This is a genomic window from Rhizobium sp. R339, assembly GCF_002211395.1.
In the GTDB taxonomy this organism is placed as follows: Bacteria; Pseudomonadota; Alphaproteobacteria; order Rhizobiales; family Rhizobiaceae; genus Rhizobium.
Window position 1 is genome coordinate 678,480 of sequence record NZ_LOKV01000012.1, and the last position, 14,685, is coordinate 693,164.

Consider the following 14,685-nt stretch of genomic DNA (forward strand, 5'->3'; position numbering starts at 1 on the left):
GTTAATGGAGGACGGCGCTGAGGAAGGAGCTCAGCTCCGCTGTCTTCGGACCGGAAAGAACGGCTTTCGCCGGGCCGTCCTCCCACACCTTGCCTTTGTGCATGAACACGACCCTGGTGCCGAAACGTTTGGCAAAGCCTATTTCGTGGGTGACGAGGATCATCGTCATGCCTGCCGCCGCCACGTCCTCGAGGACTTTCAGGACCTCGCCGGTCAGTTCGGGATCGAGCGCGGAGGTGACCTCGTCGAACAGCATCACCTTGGGCTTCATCGCCAGCGATCTCGCGATCGCCACGCGCTGCTGCTGCCCGCCGGAAAGCTGGCGCGGCAAATGATCGAGCTTGTCTTCGAGGCCGACCCGCCGCAGCGCCTCCTCGGCGAGGGCGCGCAGCTCATCTTTGGGAAGGCCCTGCACGAGCTTTGGCGCCAGGGTGATGTTTTGCCCCACCGTCAGGTGCGGAAACAGATTGTAGCTCTGGAAAACCATGCCGACCTGCTGGCGCAGCTTCCTGAGATCCGTCTTCGGGTCGTTCACGGTGATCCCGTCGACGACGACCGAGCCGTTCTGGATCGCTTCCAGGCCGTTGATACAGCGCAACATCGTGCTCTTGCCCGAGCCGGACCGCCCGAGGACGGACACGATTTCGCCCGGCTGGATATCAAGGGAGACGTCGTGCAGCACCGTCAGCGGCCCGAACCGCTTCTCGACGTTTTTCAGTTCAACGATTGACATCAAGCTTCCTTTCCAGACCGCGGCTCCACGTGGTGAGCGGGTAGCAAATGACGAAGTAGATCGCTGCGACGATCGAATAGGCGAGCAGCGGCTTGTAGGTCGCAGCCGAGAGGAATTGACCGCTCTGGGTCAGTTCGTACACGCCGATGGTCGATGCGAGCGACGTGTTCTTGAGCAGTTGGACGGCAAAGCCGATCGTCGGCGGGATCGCAATCCGGATGGACTGGGGCAGGATCACCCGCGTGAACTGGTGAAACATGCCGAGCCCGAGCGAGGATGCCGCCTCCCATTGCGTGACGGAGACCGATCGCAGGGCGCCGTACCAGGTCTCCCCGAGAAACGCGCCGCCATAGATCGAAAAGCCGATCGAGACGGCGAGCCAGGCGGAGATGTTGAAGCCCAGCGTGGCGAGCCCGAAGAACAGAAGGAACAGCCAGACCAGGAGAGGCGTGCCCTGCACGATTTGCACATAGACGATCGCGAGCCACCGGACCGGCGGGATGCGGGAAAGGCGGAGTGCGGCGATCGGAAGCCCGAGCAGAGACGATCCGGCGAATGCCACAAGGGAAAGGAGAAGGGTCGTTCCGGCGGCTTCGACGATCGTCAGCAGATCGAGCAGTTGGATGTCGCGGATCATTCGTCCCCCCCAAAGCACAGCAGGTAGATGGTGGCGAAACCGCCCCTGAAGAGAAGGGCGAGCGCCAGGTAGAGCGCGCCGATGAGCAGGTAGATCTCGAAGTCGCGATAGGTCATCGCCTGGACGATCGACCCCATGTGGAACAGGTCGGAGACCGCGATTTGCGAGACCACCGAGGTCGACAGCATGAAGAAGATGAACTGGCTGGCGAGCGCCGGGAACATGTCCTTGATGGCGGGCACGAGGACGACGTATCGGAACACCTGGTAGCCCGACAGGCCAAGGCATGCGCCCGCTTCCTTCTGGGATTGCGGAACGGCCTCGATGCCGGCACGGATGATCTCGGCGAGATATGCCCCGAGATAGATGACGAAGCAGATCATCGCCGCATAGAGCCCGGGGATGCGGATGCCGAGGCTCGGCAGTCCGAAATAGACGGTGAAGAGCTGCACCAGAAGCGGCGTGTTCCTGATGACCTCGATATAGACGGTGACTGTCCTTGCCGCCCATCCGGGCCCATAGACGCGCGTTACGGCAACGGCGATGCCGAGCAGCAGCCCGCCGCCAAGCGCAATGCCGGACAGGCCCAAGGTGAGCAGCAGCCCATCCAGGAACAGGTTCCAGGCAGAGAGCACATCCCGAAATTGAAGTTGATACATGGTAAGACCTGCCGACTTCGGTTTGTGGTGCATCGGCGCGCGGGGCTGGCCGGCGCGCCGATACCGGCGATTACAGTGGAAAAACTTCCACCCGGCGAAACTCGACGCGCTGCTCCGTCACCTGCAGCGCGACCTTGCCGTGATCGGTCGTGCAATCGTAACCGTCGTTGATGAGGACGCCGTTCAGCCAGATGCGCAGGGCGCGTCCCTTGCACTCGAACGCCATCCTGTTCCATTCGCCGAGCGGAGCTTCGGCGTCGACGATCTTGACGATGTGGCGGCCATCCTGATCGCCGCCGCCGGGCTTTTGGCCCTTTTCCAGCGGCCGCCGTTCGGGATTGTCACAGAGGATGTTGTCGATGATGCAGTAGATATCGCCTGCATCATGATGCCGGATCTTCACGTCGAGCGATTGCGGGAAAATATTCTTCGATTTCGTCCGAAGCATGCGAAGCTTCGAGACATGGACGAGAATGCTTCCGCCACCGCCCTCCCCGGACAATCGGTAGTCCACTTCGAGGCGGTAGTTCCGAAACGCTTTTTCCGAAACCAGATGTCCCACCGCCTTGCCGGGAGTGACGATGACGCCATCGGTGACTTCGACGATATCGGGCGACGACGGGTCTTCGTCACGCGCCGGAATATCCGAGAACCATCCGGAAAGATCCTTGCCGTTGAAGAGCACGATTTTTTCAGTCGGCTCGACGATTTCAAGGGTGGAAATAACGGCTGAATTACTCATCTGAACCTCCCCGCCTCACGTCACGATCAGCTTGGAAAGCGTGTTGTAGCCGAGCCGCAGGCCGGCGCGCTCCTGGCTGTAATTGCTGACCACATCGGCCTCCGACCTGATCGAGTGGATCGTCTGCATGCTCGCGAAGACGTCATCCTCATGCTCGATGTCGAGATTGCCCTGATAGCCCGAGACGATGACGGCGCTGATGAACTTCGGCCAGTCGACCTCGCCCCAGCCCGGCGCGCGCGCGCGCCACCAGCGGCGGTCGAGGCCCTTTTTCGGCGCGAAGGAGCGCCCGAGAATCCCGCTCCGGGCAAGGATCTTCCGGTCGATCTCCATGTCCTTGGCGTGAACATGGAATACCTTGCTGGCATAATCCTTGATCGCCTGGCAGTAATCGATGCCCTGCCAGACGAGATGCGACGGATCGAATTCGAGGCCGAGACGGTCGGAGGGAACGACGTCGAAGATCACGTCCCAGATTTCCGGGCTGTAGGCGATGTTGTTGCCCTTCATCGTTACGACGTTGATCATCGGGCAATTTTCGAGGGCGATCTTCACGTTCGATTTTTCGGCGAGATCGCAATACCGGGAGAAAAGCTCCTTAAAAGCGGGGATGTTCTCCTCGACATTGAGCCGTGGGTCCTGGCCGGCGAAGGTCGCCACCACCTCGACGCCGAGGCGAGAGGCGAGGTTCATGACCTTGGGCAGGTAAGCTTGCGCCGCTTCGCGTTCATGATCGTCGGGATGCAGGTAGTTGGGATAATATCCCAGAGCCGAGATCTGGATATTCTTGCTGTCGAGATCCCTGCGGATTTCCGCGAGCTCGGCGTCGGTCGTCGTGTTGGCGTCGAGGGCCGAACCCGGCCAGGCGGAGAGCTGCAGACTGGTGAAGCCGACCTCATGGGCGAACTCGGCGGTTTCCTTGGAATAGTTCGTGTAAAAACCGATTCTCACGGGAGTTGATCCTCTGGTTCGATGTCTTAGTGGAAAACGAAAACGCTGCAGCTGTTTCCATGCGAAAGACCATCGCGCCGAACGTGAGCCCCGGGGAGGTGCAAAAAACGCTAACCGGAATGCACGAAATGCACCACACTGCGAAAAATGCACATGATAGTTTTCGTCACCGCCTCCTTACGAAACCGTGGGTTCGATGCCTCGTAATTTGCCACCGCTCACCGCCTTGCGGGCCTTCGATGCCGTCGCCCGGCTCGGCAGTCTCCGCTCGGCCGCGGAAGATCTGTCGATCCACCACACCGTGGTGGGGCGCCATGTCCGCAAGCTCGAGAATTGGCTCGGGGTCAAACTGCTCGACAGCAACTTTGCCGAGACGCGTTTGACCGATGCGGGAAAGGAGTATCACGAGCGTATCGCCGTGGCATTCGACCATATAGACGACGCGACATTCATGCTTCGCCCGTCGGGCCGCCAGCAGCTGAAGGTGTGGTGCGGACCGGGCCTCAACAAATCGTGGCTAATGCCGCGGATCGAGGAGATCAACCGCGCCGCCCGGGTCGATGTCGTGCTGTTGCGGGCAACCGATCATCTTCCGGATTTCCGGCGCTTCGAAGCCGATGTCGCCGTTCACTACGGGCGGGAGTACATCGCCTACAGCAACTCCGTCGAACTGTATCGGCCAAGGCATATCGCCGTCGCCAGCCGCGACTTCCTGGAACGCCATCCGGTGGCGGAGCCGCGCGACCTGCTCTCGGTTCCCCTGCTTCACGAGCAGACCACCGACGCATGGGTGAGGTGGCTGCACGCCAATGGCGTCAAGGCTCCTTCGACGCTCGGCGGCCAGAAGCTGGGCTATGCGCATATCGTCATCGAGGCCGCGGCGATCGGCCAGGGCGTGGCGCTTGCCAACGAAATCCTGGTCGCGCCCGAAATTGGTCAGGGCCGGCTGGTGGAAGCGGTTGCGACGGAAACCTACCTGGATTCCTATTATTTCTATGCCTCCAAGAGCCGGTGGAATGAGCCCGCCATCGCGCGCCTTCGCCAGTATCTCGTCGATAATCTGGGCGCCTGACGGTCGCCTCATCGATCTCACGCCTCGATGCTCCGCCGGGCGCGCAGGCGCTCCCGATGGAAGTTGTAAAGATTGGCGGCGATGACGATCAGCGCTCCGGCCAGCACATTGGCTTTCACAGGGTCGTCGAATATCGCGACGCCGTAGGCAAGCGCCCAGACGAGCATCGTATATTGCAAGGGCGCGATGACCGACGCAGGCGCCCTGCGGAGGGCTTCGAGCGACACGAATTGCGCAACGCCCATGAAAAAGCCGGAGCCGGCGGCAATGAGCAGGGCCTTGCCGCTCAGAGGCTGCCATTGGATGAGCGCGCCCGGCAAGCCGACGAGCAGGATTCCGGCCAGCACGGCTGCGACCATGCTGACCCGGTCCTCTTCTTTGCCGATTTTCCGCATGATCAGGACGACGGCCGCGCTCGCCAAGACGCTGCCGAAGGCCGACAGGTGCGCCAGGCTGAAATGGGTGGCGACCGGATCGATCATCACGAGAATCCCGAGGAAGCCGGCGACGATGACGGCGATCCTGTGCATTCCGACGGTTTCCCCGAGAACGGGAATGGAAGCGAGCGTCACGACGATCGGCGTGCAGAAAACGATCGCGTAGACCTCCGCCAGGGGAAGCGCCGAGAAGGCGTAGAAGCCGCAAAGCGTATTGACGCCCGCGAGCAGGCCGCGAATGGCTACCAGCGAGCGATTTCTGATACGGGTGCTGAAGCCGCCGCGCCTGAATACCACAAGCATGAACGGTATGAACGCGAAGGCCACCTGAAGCAGGACAACCTGGAAAACCGGGACTTCCCGTGTCAACGCCTTTACGAGCATGTCGCTGGAACTGAAGAGAAAATAAGCCGCCAAAGACAATGGGATCCCTGCCCATGCGGGAACATCGGCAAATCTCACGCCCATCCGTCCGCCCCTCAAACACGGCCAATCTAATGGCCCGCCGAGAAAGCGCGCGAGAGGCAAAAAAAGCTTGTTCGAATGCAAAAACTGCACCGCGCGGGCATAGCCGTAAGCTTATCATCTCGGAAACAGACAGCCGATGAGCCGGCAGCGAGCGCCGCCGCCAAACCAGGAATTGCCCGGTATATCTTCTCGTTCAGACGATCGCCGCCGCTCCCGCGAGCATTCTGAGCAGCGTAGACTTGCCGCAGCCGGAGGGGCCGACGAGGGTGACGAATTCGCCGTCTTCGATATCGACGGAGACGCCGTGGATCACCGGAACGGCGCCATAATGCTTGCGGGCGTTGTCGATCGTAACCGCTGCCATGTTCGTTTCATCCTCCAGATCAAAGACCGAGCTGCCAGATTTCGGCGGCGATTATAGTTCTCTCCGGCGCGACGAGACGCGCGGCACTGGCGCCCTTGAAGCCGGGCAGGCGTTTGGTTCCCGTCCAGCGGCCATCGTCGGCGAAGACCTCGATCGAGCCCGCGTCGAGGAAGATCCGGATGGTCGAGGGGTGCGCGCCGGCGGCGATATAACGGGGCGATGGCTTCGCATTCGCCGCCGAGAAGGGAATGCTCAGCCCGTCGTCGTTCAGCTGCACCGCGACCGTTGCGGCGGGATGTTGGAGATCAAGGCGGAAGGCGCTGCCGGGCTCTCCGAGGGTGAGCAGGATCTCGACGGAGCCGTTGGCGAGATCGACGCTCCGGCCGTCGAGAAGTCCTCCGGCATCCAGCTGGCGCTGCCGCAGGCTTTCGACAGCGGCGACAGGCGGCGTGATCAGCGCACCGTCTCGCAATGCCAGCCGGCGCGGCAGGGTCATCGCCGTCGGCATGTCGATCTCTCTCGATATATCCGTCCAGTTCGCAAGCCAGGCAATGCCGATCGGGCCGGTCTCGTCGACGAAGGCCTGGAAGGCGTAGGCGTCGGTGCCGAAATCCAGTTCCTGTTCGAATTCTACCGAGAAGCTGCGGCCATCGAAACGGCCGACGGTCGCAAGCGTCATGTTGCGCCGGCCGGTCGCCGGATCGCGGCTGGTCAGCAGACCGAAGATCAGGGCCCAGCGTGTCGCCGGATCATTGGCGGGACCGTCGAGCGGCAGCATGCAAGGGCACTCCGCCGCGGTCATCCCGAAGCGGTTCTCGCGGTGAAGCGTGCCGAGGAAGGTCCATCCGGCCGCCGCGGTGGGCTCATCGGTTTCGTAGAGCAGGATAACGCCGCCCTCGCGGTCGCGCGTGCCGAGCAGCATCTTCCATCTGCCGTCGGGGCCAGAGAAGACGTAAGGGTCGCGGAAATCGGTCGTCAGGCCGAGACCTTCGGGACGCGCCGGCAGGATCAGGCTCGCCGGCTCGACAGTGACGAGATCGCGGCTGGTGGCCGTGAACTGAACCTGCTCCTCCGGTTCCCGATCCTTCATGTGCTCGGTGAAGAAAATGCGAAGCCCGGCTTCGTCGCCGGCAAGAGCGATGGCGGAGCCGGAAAATGCCCCTCCCCGCCCGTCGGCCCGGGTGGAGATCTCATCCGAAGGCGGAAGGAAGATCGGGAGATGCGTCCAGCGAAGGTAGTCGTTCGAGACCGCATGGCCCCAATGCATGTTGTTCCACCGAAGGCTATGGGGATAGTGCTGGTAGAAGAGGTGCGGCCTGCCGCCGAACCGCCCGAACCCGTTGGGATCGTTCATCCAGCCGAAAGGCGGGCGGAAATGATAGCTGCCGGGCACTTCGGGCGTGGCATTGGCTGGGCGGACATGCAGCAGCCGGATGCCTTCTTCGAGAACGCGGGACTGAAGGAAGGCGTAGAGGACCGAGACCTCGGTCGTGGCAGGATCGTAGGAGAAGGCGGTTTCTCCGCCTCTTTCCAGCGTCAGCGGCCGAAACGCGAATTCTTCAGCGTTTGACGTTTCTACAGCGCCGGCCGGGCTCCCACCGACATGGGCCGTCAGCCTTGCCGGGGCGGCGCCATCCGATGCTTTGATCCATGCGTGGACCGTGGCGCCTGCGGGCAGGACGGCGCTGATCGTCTCCAGCCCCGCTTCATCGGAGGGAGAAATCGCTTGGCTTGTCATCAATTCAACCTTTCACAGCAGAGCCGATAAAGGAGCTCACGAACCAGCGCTGGAATGCGAGGTAGAGCCCCAGGATCGGGATCATCATCAAGACGGAGGCCGCCATCGCCCGATCCCAGTAGATGCTGTCCTGTCCGAAGAAGGTGGCGATGGCCACCGCGATCGGCCGGGCATAATCGGTCTGCGTGACGAGGATCGGCCAGAGATACTGGTTCCAGGTCTCGATGCCCATGAGGATGGAGACGGTGGCGAGCGCCGGCAGGCTGAGCGGCAGGAAGATCGAGCGATAGGCTCGGAAAAACGAGGCGCCGTCGATCTCGGCGGCCTCCAGCAATTCCTTCGGCAGCTGCGCGAAGAACTGGTAGAACAGGAAGATGTAAAGCGGGCTTGCGACCCAGGGCACGATCTGCACCGCGAAAGTGTCGGACATGCCCGCCCGCGAGACCATGATCACCAGCGGCATGATGATGCTTTCCTGCGGGATCACATAAAGCGCGATGACGATCGACAGGATGACGGCGCGGCCTCTGAGCGAGCCCCAGGCCAGAACGAAGCCGGCCATCGAATTGACGATCAGGCCGGAGCAGACCGTCGCCACCAGGATGATCAGCGAATTGATGAGGTAGCGCCCGAAGGCGAGCTCGCCCGAGAGATGGCCGACCTCGGCATAGTTGGACAGTGTCGGGTTCGACACCCAGAAGGCCCGGAAGCTGCCCATGTCGGCGAGGATCTGGAACCGGTCGTCCTTGAGGCTGGCGACGACGAGCAGCAGCAATGGAGAGACGATCACCAATGCGATGATGAAGATGCTGACGGTCTGGACGGTGCGCAGAACCCTGGTGGCGGAACGCGGCCGCGCGGCGCGGGCCTGCGGGATCGAGAGAGCGAGATCAGACATCGAAGCGCCTCAGGAGCTGGCGCTGGATCAGCGCGATGACGAGAACGATCACGAACAGGATGACCGAAACGGCGGAGGCATAGCCCATCTTCTGCTCTTCGAAGCCGGCCCGGACCATGTAGTGCACGACAGTTTCGGTGCTGCTCTTCGGCCCTCCCTGCGTGAGGATGGCGACCTGGGTATAGAGCTTGAACGCCTGGATGGTGGTGATGACAAGCACGAAGACATGGGTTGGCCTGAGGCCGGGCATGGTCACGTGCCAGAAGCGGCGGAAAGCATTGGCGCCGTCGATCTTGGCGGCGTCGTAGAGCTCGTCGGGAATGCCCTGAAGGCCGGCGAGATAGACGATCATCTGGAAACCGTAAGCCTGCCAGGCCGAGAGCAGCACGAGCGAGAACATCGCCCATTGCGGATCGCCGAGCCAATCGATCGGCTGGATCGCCCCGCCGGAGAGGAAGCCGAGGATCTGGTTGAACGGCCCGGTGGGATACTGGAACAGCGTGCCCCAGATGACGCAAACCACGACCATCGAGGTGATCGCCGGCAGGAAGAACATGCCGCGCAGCAGGTTGCGCAACGGCAGCTTCTGATGCAGCAGCAGCGCCGTCGCGAAAGCGAGGCCGCACTGCGCCGGAATGATCCAGAAGGTGAAGCGCGAGACGTTCCAAAGCGCGGTCCAGAACAGATCGTCCTGAAAGATGCGAATGAAATTGTTGAACCAGACGAAGCGGACGGGCGTCGGCCGCGGCACCAGAGGCTGGTTGGTCATCGCCGTCCAGAAGGACAGGAGGAACGGCAGGATCAGGAAGAGGGTCAACAGGATGACGGCGGGTGCCAGCATGGCCGCTTCCTGCATCAGCCGTCCCTTGTCATGCCGGCGCGCCGGAGCCTTTCGGACGGATGTAGAAGATGTCGATTGTTGCATTGCCATTGGCTCCTCCTCTCCAGCCGGGATGTCGGTCTCGCCCTGCGATGTCTGAGGGAGACATCGCAGGGCGATCACGCTTATTGCGCTTCGCCGAACGGCGGGTAGCCGTCATTGTCCTCGATATCCTGGTCGATCTTCTCGGCGGCCGCTGTCAGCGCCTCCTTCGGATCGCCGCCATTGAAGGCCTCGTCGACGGCCTGCATGAAGGCGGAAGTGATTGTGGGATAGGCCGGATGCGGCGGGCGGGCGACAGCCGTCTTCGACGCCTGTTCGAAGGCGATCGCCATCGGGCCGCCGGGAGCATAGAGCGGGGATTCGGCGGCGAAGCTCTTCAGGCCGGGATAGCCGGACTGGCTTGCGACGAAGGCCCGGTATTCCTTGTCCTTCAGCAGGAAGCTGATGAACTTGCCTGCGATCTCGGGATGGGCCGACGTCTTGGTGACCGCCCAGATCCAGGTGCCGTCAGGGCTCACGCCCTTGGCGCCGAACTTCGGAAGCGGCAGCACGACGATATTGTCCTTCATGGTCGCAGCGGCTTCCGCGTAAACCCAGTGCCCGCCGAGCGCCAGTGCTGCCGGATTGCCTTCGGCGAAGAACTGGTTGGTCCCGGCAGATTGCGGCACGACCCAGCCGTTCTTGACCCATTTCTGCATCATCGCAAGCGCATCGACGCAGGCGTCGCTGTCGAGCGTGCCCTCGGATTTCCAGGCCTTGCGGTCGATGAGATCGCAGCCGGCCGATTGCAGGATCGGGCCATAGGCATAGGTGATCCATTCGGTCTTGATGCCGTAGCCGCGGAAAGTGTCGATCGGCCACTTCACGCCGTCGAGTTTCGACAGCTTCTCGAGATAGGTTTCGAACTCCTCGCGGGTCCAGGCATCGTCGACGGATTTCGGGATGCGGGCGCCGATCGCTTCGAGATATTTCTTGTTGCCGTAAAGAACGACCGAGGAGTCGGTCAGGCCGATCGCGTAGAGGTCTTTGTCGATCGGGTATGTGCCCTGGGCGATGTTGGACTCCGTCATGTCGTCGACGACATCTTTGTCGATCAGCGGCTTGATGGGCTGAAGATAGCCCGACCAGACGTAATTGGCGAGGAACGGCGCATCGAGCTCCATCACGTCGGGCAGCTGCTTGGCCATGACGGCGGCGCTGAACTTCTCGTTATAGGCATCGTGCGGCGCATAGATGAACTGCACATCGACATCGGGATTGGCGGCCTCGAACCGTTCGGCGACCTTGCCATAGGCGGCGACGAAGCCGGGATCGCCCTGGTGCATGACCTGGATGACGGTTTTCTCGGCGGCTTGCGCGCCCATGGCCGACAGCGCCGAGGACAGGACCAGAGACCAAAGTAAACGTTTACCCATTAGAATTCCTCCTCCATTTGAATGGGCCTATTTCAATTTATACGGATGCCCGCTCCACCAGCTGGAACGGCAGTTTCTGCACCCCGACCGGGACCCGGTCTTCGGCAAGCAGGATTTGCGCGGCCTGGCGGCCCATGGCGCGATGGGGAAGCGCCATGGTGGTCAGCGGCGGGTCGAGCCGCGAGGCGATCTCGACCTGGTTGTCGAAGCTCGCAACGGCGACGTCGTCGGGAATGGCGGCGCCCGTCCGGCGCAGCGCGGCATAGACTTCCATGGCCACGCGGTCATTGCCGCACAGGATGGCATCGGGACGCCGGGGACCGTTCATCAGCTCCTGCACATGCGCGGCGACGAGGCTGTGCGCCCGGTCGCTGTAGATCGCCTTGCTGACGGCGGGCAGGACGATGGCGCCGGCTCCGTCGATGCCGGCATGATCGAGCGCCTGGCGGAAGCCGAGTTCACGCAGTTCGCCGGCGAGCAGCCCGGGCAGATTGATGAAGACGATGTTGCGGCGGCCGGCATCGATGAGATAGTTGGTGATTTCGATCGCCGCCCCGGTTTCATCGGGCACCAGCGAGGTGACGCGGTCGTTGGCATCCCGGCAATTGATCATGACGCCGACCGCATCGGCAAATTCGGGCGGCAGGTCGACGCTCTTGTGATACATGGCGGCATAGGCGATCGCGCGCGGGCGAAAGCGCCGCATCTCGTCGAGGATCGAGGCTATGCTGCGGTGGCCGCCGAGCGTCATGGCGAAGACGGCCATGTCGGCGGCGCGCACGGCGCCGTCGAGCCCTCGGATGATCTCCGTGGCGAAAGGCGAGGTGATCAGATCGTCGGCGACGAGGCCGACGAGCGGCATCCAGCCCCGCCGCATGCTGCGGGCGGCGAAGTTAGTGACATAGCCGAGCTCCTCGGCAATCTCCTTGATCCGCTGCCGGGTTTCCTCCGACATGCGCGCCGAGCCGCCATGCAAGGCGCCCGAGACGGTCTTGACGGAAACGCCGGCGCGGGCGGCTATGTCGTTGAGGGAAGCTGTCACTGGGTTCGCTTTGGGTTATCGATTACCCATATCGGTACCAATCCCGTTCCGATGAGTCAAGCAGGGGAAAATCCCCTGCCCGGCTCAATCGATTTCCTCGGGAATGAAGCCGCCGGTCTGGCGTTTCCACAGCCGGGCAAACAGCCCGTCCCGCTCGACCAGTTCTTCCGGCCTGCCCTCTTCGACGATGCGGCCGTGATCGAGCACGACGATGCGGTCCATCCTGGCGATCGTCGAAAGGCGATGGGCGATGGCGATCACCGTCTTTCCCTCCATCACGAGGTTCAGCCGCTCCTGAATGGCGGCTTCGGATTCGCTGTCCAGCGCCGAGGTCGCCTCGTCGAGCACCAGGATCGGCGCATCCTTCAGGAGCACGCGGGCAATCGCCACGCGCTGGCGCTGGCCGCCCGAGAGCTTGATGCCGCGATCGCCGACGAAGGCGTCGTAACCCTTGCGGCCCTCGCTGTCGGTAAGATCGGCAATGAAGGCATCGGCGCTCGCCATCTTCGTCACCCTTTCGATTTCCTCCTGCGTCGCCCCCGGCCGGCCGTAGCGGATATTGTCGCCGACCGAACGGTGCAGCAGCGCGACATCCTGGGCGATCACGCCGATCGCGCGGCGCAGGCTCGCCTGGGTGACGGCGCGGATATCCTGCCCGTCGATCAGGATCGCGCCGTCCCTGATGTCGTAGAAGCGCAGCAGCAGGTTTGCGAGGGTGGTCTTGCCGGCCCCGGAAAGGCCGACGAGACCAACCTTCTCGCCGGGCCGCACCGTCAGCGACAGGGCGTCGATCACCGGCTTGCCCGACTTGTAGGCGAAGCCGACATTCTCGAAGCGGATCTCGCCCTGCGGCACGGCAAGCTCGGCCGCATCCGGCCGGTCGGTGATGGCAGGCGGCGTCGTCATGACCGGCATGGCATCCTTGATCGTGCCGATCGCCTGGAAGATCTGCTGGCCCATCTGCAGGAAGACGAAGATCTGCGACGACAGACGGTGGAGGATATAGACCGCGCCGACAAACTCGCCGACCGTGAGGAAGCCTTTGACGAGGCCGGAAAAGCCGATCGCCAGCATGCTCAGCCACAGCAGCGTGTTGAAGATGACGACGGTCACTTCCGACGAGCGGTAGATGCGCTGCTCGCTGTGCTGCGTCTGCACGGCCTTGCCGATGATGCGGCGGATCGCGCCCGCCTCGCTGTCTTCGGCGGCAAACTGCTTGATCATCTGCATGTTGGTATAGAGATCGGTGATCGCGCCGGCGACCAGGCTGCGCTGCTTGGCGGTGCGGCGCGAACGCTCGACGAAAACAGGCACGACCCTGGCGGTGAACGCGATGTTGAGCGCGATCCAGACGACGACGGGCAAAGCGAGCTGCCAGGCGAGCGCGCTGAGCAGGATGACGGAGCCGACCAGCTGCATCAGGAAGCGCGGGATGGACTGGAAGCCGGCGAGGATCTGCTGCTGGACGGCGGAGGAGACCTGCTGCAGCCGCGAGGAAACCTGCCCGGCATAGAGATCGTGGAAGAAGGCGAGATCCTGCCGCTCCACCGCCTTGTGGCCCTGCCACTGGATGGCGGCCGGCATGGCGATGCCAAGCGTATGCGAGTTCAGCGTGTTGAGCATGAACGAAACGATCGGCATCACCGGAAAGATCAGCAAGCCGAGGACGGCAAGCAGCCGCCACTCCTCATGCAGGAAGACGGCGGCACCATGCTGCGTCACGCCATCGACGATGACCGAAAGCCCCCAGACGATCGCCAGGTTGATCGCCTCGAACAGCATGGAGCAAAGCGCCAGCGCAATCAGCACGCCGCGAAACATCGAGATGAAATGCAGCAGCACCCTCACCGGCCCCTTCGACGGCAGCGGCCGATAGGGAATGTCGAGCGGCCGGATCAGCGTTTCGAAGGGACGATAGATCGCATCTGAGATCGACATGGGCCGCTCGTGGTTCGAATATCGGAGGGAGGGCGAGACGCTTTTGAGTCTACGCGGACCGAGATGGGATCATCTTCCGGCTGCAATCTCAACTAGAATTTTTGTGAATGTTTGGGAGAGGGAATGTGGAAAAGGGGAAGCGTAACGGGGGACGGCGACGTTGCGGCATGTCCCCTTCTCCCCGCCGGGGAGAAGAGCGATCAAGACGCACCCTGGTGTTCAACAAGACGCCTGCATGAACGGCGAGACTGCTCGGTAAATATCTTGGGCGGGGGCAGCGGCCGAACAGCAGGCCGAACCCCGCCGAAGCGGGGTTCTTGGGTTAGGGGAAGCCGATCAGTTGTTATGCGCTGCGCAGGCCTCGTCCATCGGCGTGGCGTTGCTGGTGCCGCCCTGGGTCTGCAGATTGTCGGAATTGTTGACCGGGTTCGGGCACTTGGTCTTGTCCATCTTCATCGTGCCGCCGGTGGTGGAATTCGTCATCGTGGAATCCGTTTCCATCGGCTTCTTGGCCTTGGTGTCTGTGGTGGCGCCGCCGCCCTGATCGGCCTGGTTCTTGTCGATCGTGGCGCCGGCCGGCGCCGGGTTGGACTGGGCGAAGGCTGATGTGGCCATGCCGAGGGCGAAAAGCGAAGCTGCTACGAGTTTCATACGCATCCTGATGTCCTCCTTGGGATCTTTGCGTGGTTGGCCCTTTCACAACCTCGA

The 14,685-nt window shown here is 62.5% G+C and carries 14 protein-coding genes and 1 pseudogene; 1 reads left to right on the forward strand and 14 read right to left on the reverse strand.

From position 1 onward, the window contains the following. Nucleotide 1 precedes the first annotated feature (1 nt). From ATY76_RS17300 to ATY76_RS17320, 5 genes are all read right to left on the reverse strand, one after another. On the reverse strand, nucleotides 2-733 hold the full coding sequence (locus tag ATY76_RS17300; protein WP_190233672.1) for an amino acid ABC transporter ATP-binding protein: 732 nt from the start codon (nucleotides 731-733) through the stop codon (nucleotides 2-4). Continuing rightward, on the reverse strand, nucleotides 720-1,370 hold the full coding sequence (locus ATY76_RS17305; protein WP_088675941.1) for an amino acid ABC transporter permease: 651 nt from the start codon (nucleotides 1,368-1,370) through the stop codon (nucleotides 720-722). Before ATY76_RS17305 ends, ATY76_RS17300 begins: the two co-directional genes overlap by 14 nt. Then, nucleotides 1,367-2,029 carry an amino acid ABC transporter permease gene (locus tag ATY76_RS17310; protein WP_088675942.1) on the reverse strand — a complete coding sequence of 221 codons (663 nt, stop codon included), beginning with the start codon at nucleotides 2,027-2,029 and terminating at the stop codon, nucleotides 1,367-1,369. Before ATY76_RS17310 ends, ATY76_RS17305 begins: the two co-directional genes overlap by 4 nt. A gap of 70 nt (nucleotides 2,030-2,099) precedes the next feature. After that, nucleotides 2,100-2,771 carry a DUF1080 domain-containing protein gene (locus ATY76_RS17315; protein ID WP_088675943.1) on the reverse strand — a complete coding sequence of 224 codons (672 nt, stop codon included), beginning with the start codon at nucleotides 2,769-2,771 and terminating at the stop codon, nucleotides 2,100-2,102. A 15-nt stretch (nucleotides 2,772-2,786) separates the two neighbouring features. After that, nucleotides 2,787-3,722, reverse strand: a complete 936-nt coding sequence (locus ATY76_RS17320; protein ID WP_190233673.1) for a sugar phosphate isomerase/epimerase — start codon at nucleotides 3,720-3,722, stop codon at nucleotides 2,787-2,789. 196 nt (nucleotides 3,723-3,918) lie between these two features. On the opposite strand from ATY76_RS17320, the gene ATY76_RS17325 reads away from it, so the two are divergent. Continuing rightward, nucleotides 3,919-4,794 carry a LysR substrate-binding domain-containing protein gene (locus ATY76_RS17325; protein WP_040962172.1) on the forward strand — a complete coding sequence of 292 codons (876 nt, stop codon included), beginning with the start codon at nucleotides 3,919-3,921 and terminating at the stop codon, nucleotides 4,792-4,794. A gap of 17 nt (nucleotides 4,795-4,811) precedes the next feature. On the opposite strand, the gene ATY76_RS17330 is transcribed toward ATY76_RS17325, so the two are convergent. From ATY76_RS17330 to ATY76_RS17370, 9 genes and pseudogenes are all read right to left on the reverse strand, one after another. Beyond that, nucleotides 4,812-5,699 carry a DMT family transporter gene (locus ATY76_RS17330; RefSeq protein ID WP_088675945.1) on the reverse strand — a complete coding sequence of 296 codons (888 nt, stop codon included), beginning with the start codon at nucleotides 5,697-5,699 and terminating at the stop codon, nucleotides 4,812-4,814. A 211-nt stretch (nucleotides 5,700-5,910) separates the two neighbouring features. Next, nucleotides 5,911-6,063, reverse strand: a pseudogene (locus ATY76_RS17335) (ATP-binding cassette domain-containing protein); the annotation flags it as partial. A 19-nt stretch (nucleotides 6,064-6,082) separates the two neighbouring features. Next, entirely contained in the window at nucleotides 6,083-7,801 is a 1,719-nt protein-coding gene (locus ATY76_RS17340) for a GH32 C-terminal domain-containing protein (RefSeq protein ID WP_088676094.1), read from the reverse strand. 4 nt (nucleotides 7,802-7,805) lie between these two features. Continuing rightward, on the reverse strand, nucleotides 7,806-8,699 hold the full coding sequence (locus ATY76_RS17345; RefSeq protein WP_088675946.1) for a carbohydrate ABC transporter permease: 894 nt from the start codon (nucleotides 8,697-8,699) through the stop codon (nucleotides 7,806-7,808). After that, complete coding sequence (locus tag ATY76_RS17350; protein ID WP_088675947.1) at nucleotides 8,692-9,630, reverse strand: sugar ABC transporter permease; 939 nt, start codon at nucleotides 9,628-9,630, stop codon at nucleotides 8,692-8,694. Before ATY76_RS17350 ends, ATY76_RS17345 begins: the two co-directional genes overlap by 8 nt. Before the next feature lie 74 nt (nucleotides 9,631-9,704). Beyond that, entirely contained in the window at nucleotides 9,705-10,997 is a 1,293-nt protein-coding gene (locus ATY76_RS17355; protein ID WP_088675948.1) for a sugar ABC transporter substrate-binding protein, read from the reverse strand. Between the two features lie 37 nt (nucleotides 10,998-11,034). Continuing rightward, nucleotides 11,035-12,039 (reverse strand): LacI family DNA-binding transcriptional regulator, encoded by a 1,005-nt coding sequence (locus ATY76_RS17360; protein WP_088675949.1) that lies wholly within the window; start codon nucleotides 12,037-12,039, stop codon nucleotides 11,035-11,037. Between the two features lie 84 nt (nucleotides 12,040-12,123). Beyond that, on the reverse strand, nucleotides 12,124-13,977 hold the full coding sequence (locus tag ATY76_RS17365; RefSeq protein ID WP_088675950.1) for an ABC transporter ATP-binding protein: 1,854 nt from the start codon (nucleotides 13,975-13,977) through the stop codon (nucleotides 12,124-12,126). 336 nt (nucleotides 13,978-14,313) lie between these two features. Continuing rightward, a complete protein-coding gene (locus ATY76_RS17370) occupies nucleotides 14,314-14,634 on the reverse strand; it encodes a hypothetical protein (protein ID WP_088675951.1) in 321 nt (106 codons plus the stop codon). Between the last annotated feature and the right edge of the window lie 51 nt (nucleotides 14,635-14,685).

Bases quoted from the DNA above. Each gene is read 5' to 3' on its own strand.
- ATY76_RS17300 (WP_190233672.1), bottom strand. From the start codon at position 733: ATGTCAATCGTTGAACTGAAAAACGTCGAGAAGCGGTTCGGGCCGCTG.
- ATY76_RS17305 (WP_088675941.1), bottom strand. From the start codon at position 1,370: ATGATCCGCGACATCCAACTGCTCGATCTGCTGACGATCGTCGAAGCC.
- ATY76_RS17310 (WP_088675942.1), bottom strand. From the start codon at position 2,029: ATGTATCAACTTCAATTTCGGGATGTGCTCTCTGCCTGGAACCTGTTC.
- ATY76_RS17315 (WP_088675943.1), bottom strand. From the start codon at position 2,771: ATGAGTAATTCAGCCGTTATTTCCACCCTTGAAATCGTCGAGCCGACT.
- ATY76_RS17325 (WP_040962172.1), top strand. From the start codon at position 3,919: ATGCCTCGTAATTTGCCACCGCTCACCGCCTTGCGGGCCTTCGATGCC.
- ATY76_RS17330 (WP_088675945.1), bottom strand. From the start codon at position 5,699: ATGGGCGTGAGATTTGCCGATGTTCCCGCATGGGCAGGGATCCCATTG.
- ATY76_RS17340 (WP_088676094.1), bottom strand. From the start codon at position 7,801: ATGACAAGCCAAGCGATTTCTCCCTCCGATGAAGCGGGGCTGGAGACG.
- ATY76_RS17345 (WP_088675946.1), bottom strand. From the start codon at position 8,699: ATGTCTGATCTCGCTCTCTCGATCCCGCAGGCCCGCGCCGCGCGGCCG.
- ATY76_RS17350 (WP_088675947.1), bottom strand. From the start codon at position 9,630: ATGGCAATGCAACAATCGACATCTTCTACATCCGTCCGAAAGGCTCCG.
- ATY76_RS17355 (WP_088675948.1), bottom strand. From the start codon at position 10,997: ATGGGTAAACGTTTACTTTGGTCTCTGGTCCTGTCCTCGGCGCTGTCG.
- ATY76_RS17365 (WP_088675950.1), bottom strand. From the start codon at position 13,977: ATGTCGATCTCAGATGCGATCTATCGTCCCTTCGAAACGCTGATCCGG.
- ATY76_RS17370 (WP_088675951.1), bottom strand. From the start codon at position 14,634: ATGCGTATGAAACTCGTAGCAGCTTCGCTTTTCGCCCTCGGCATGGCC.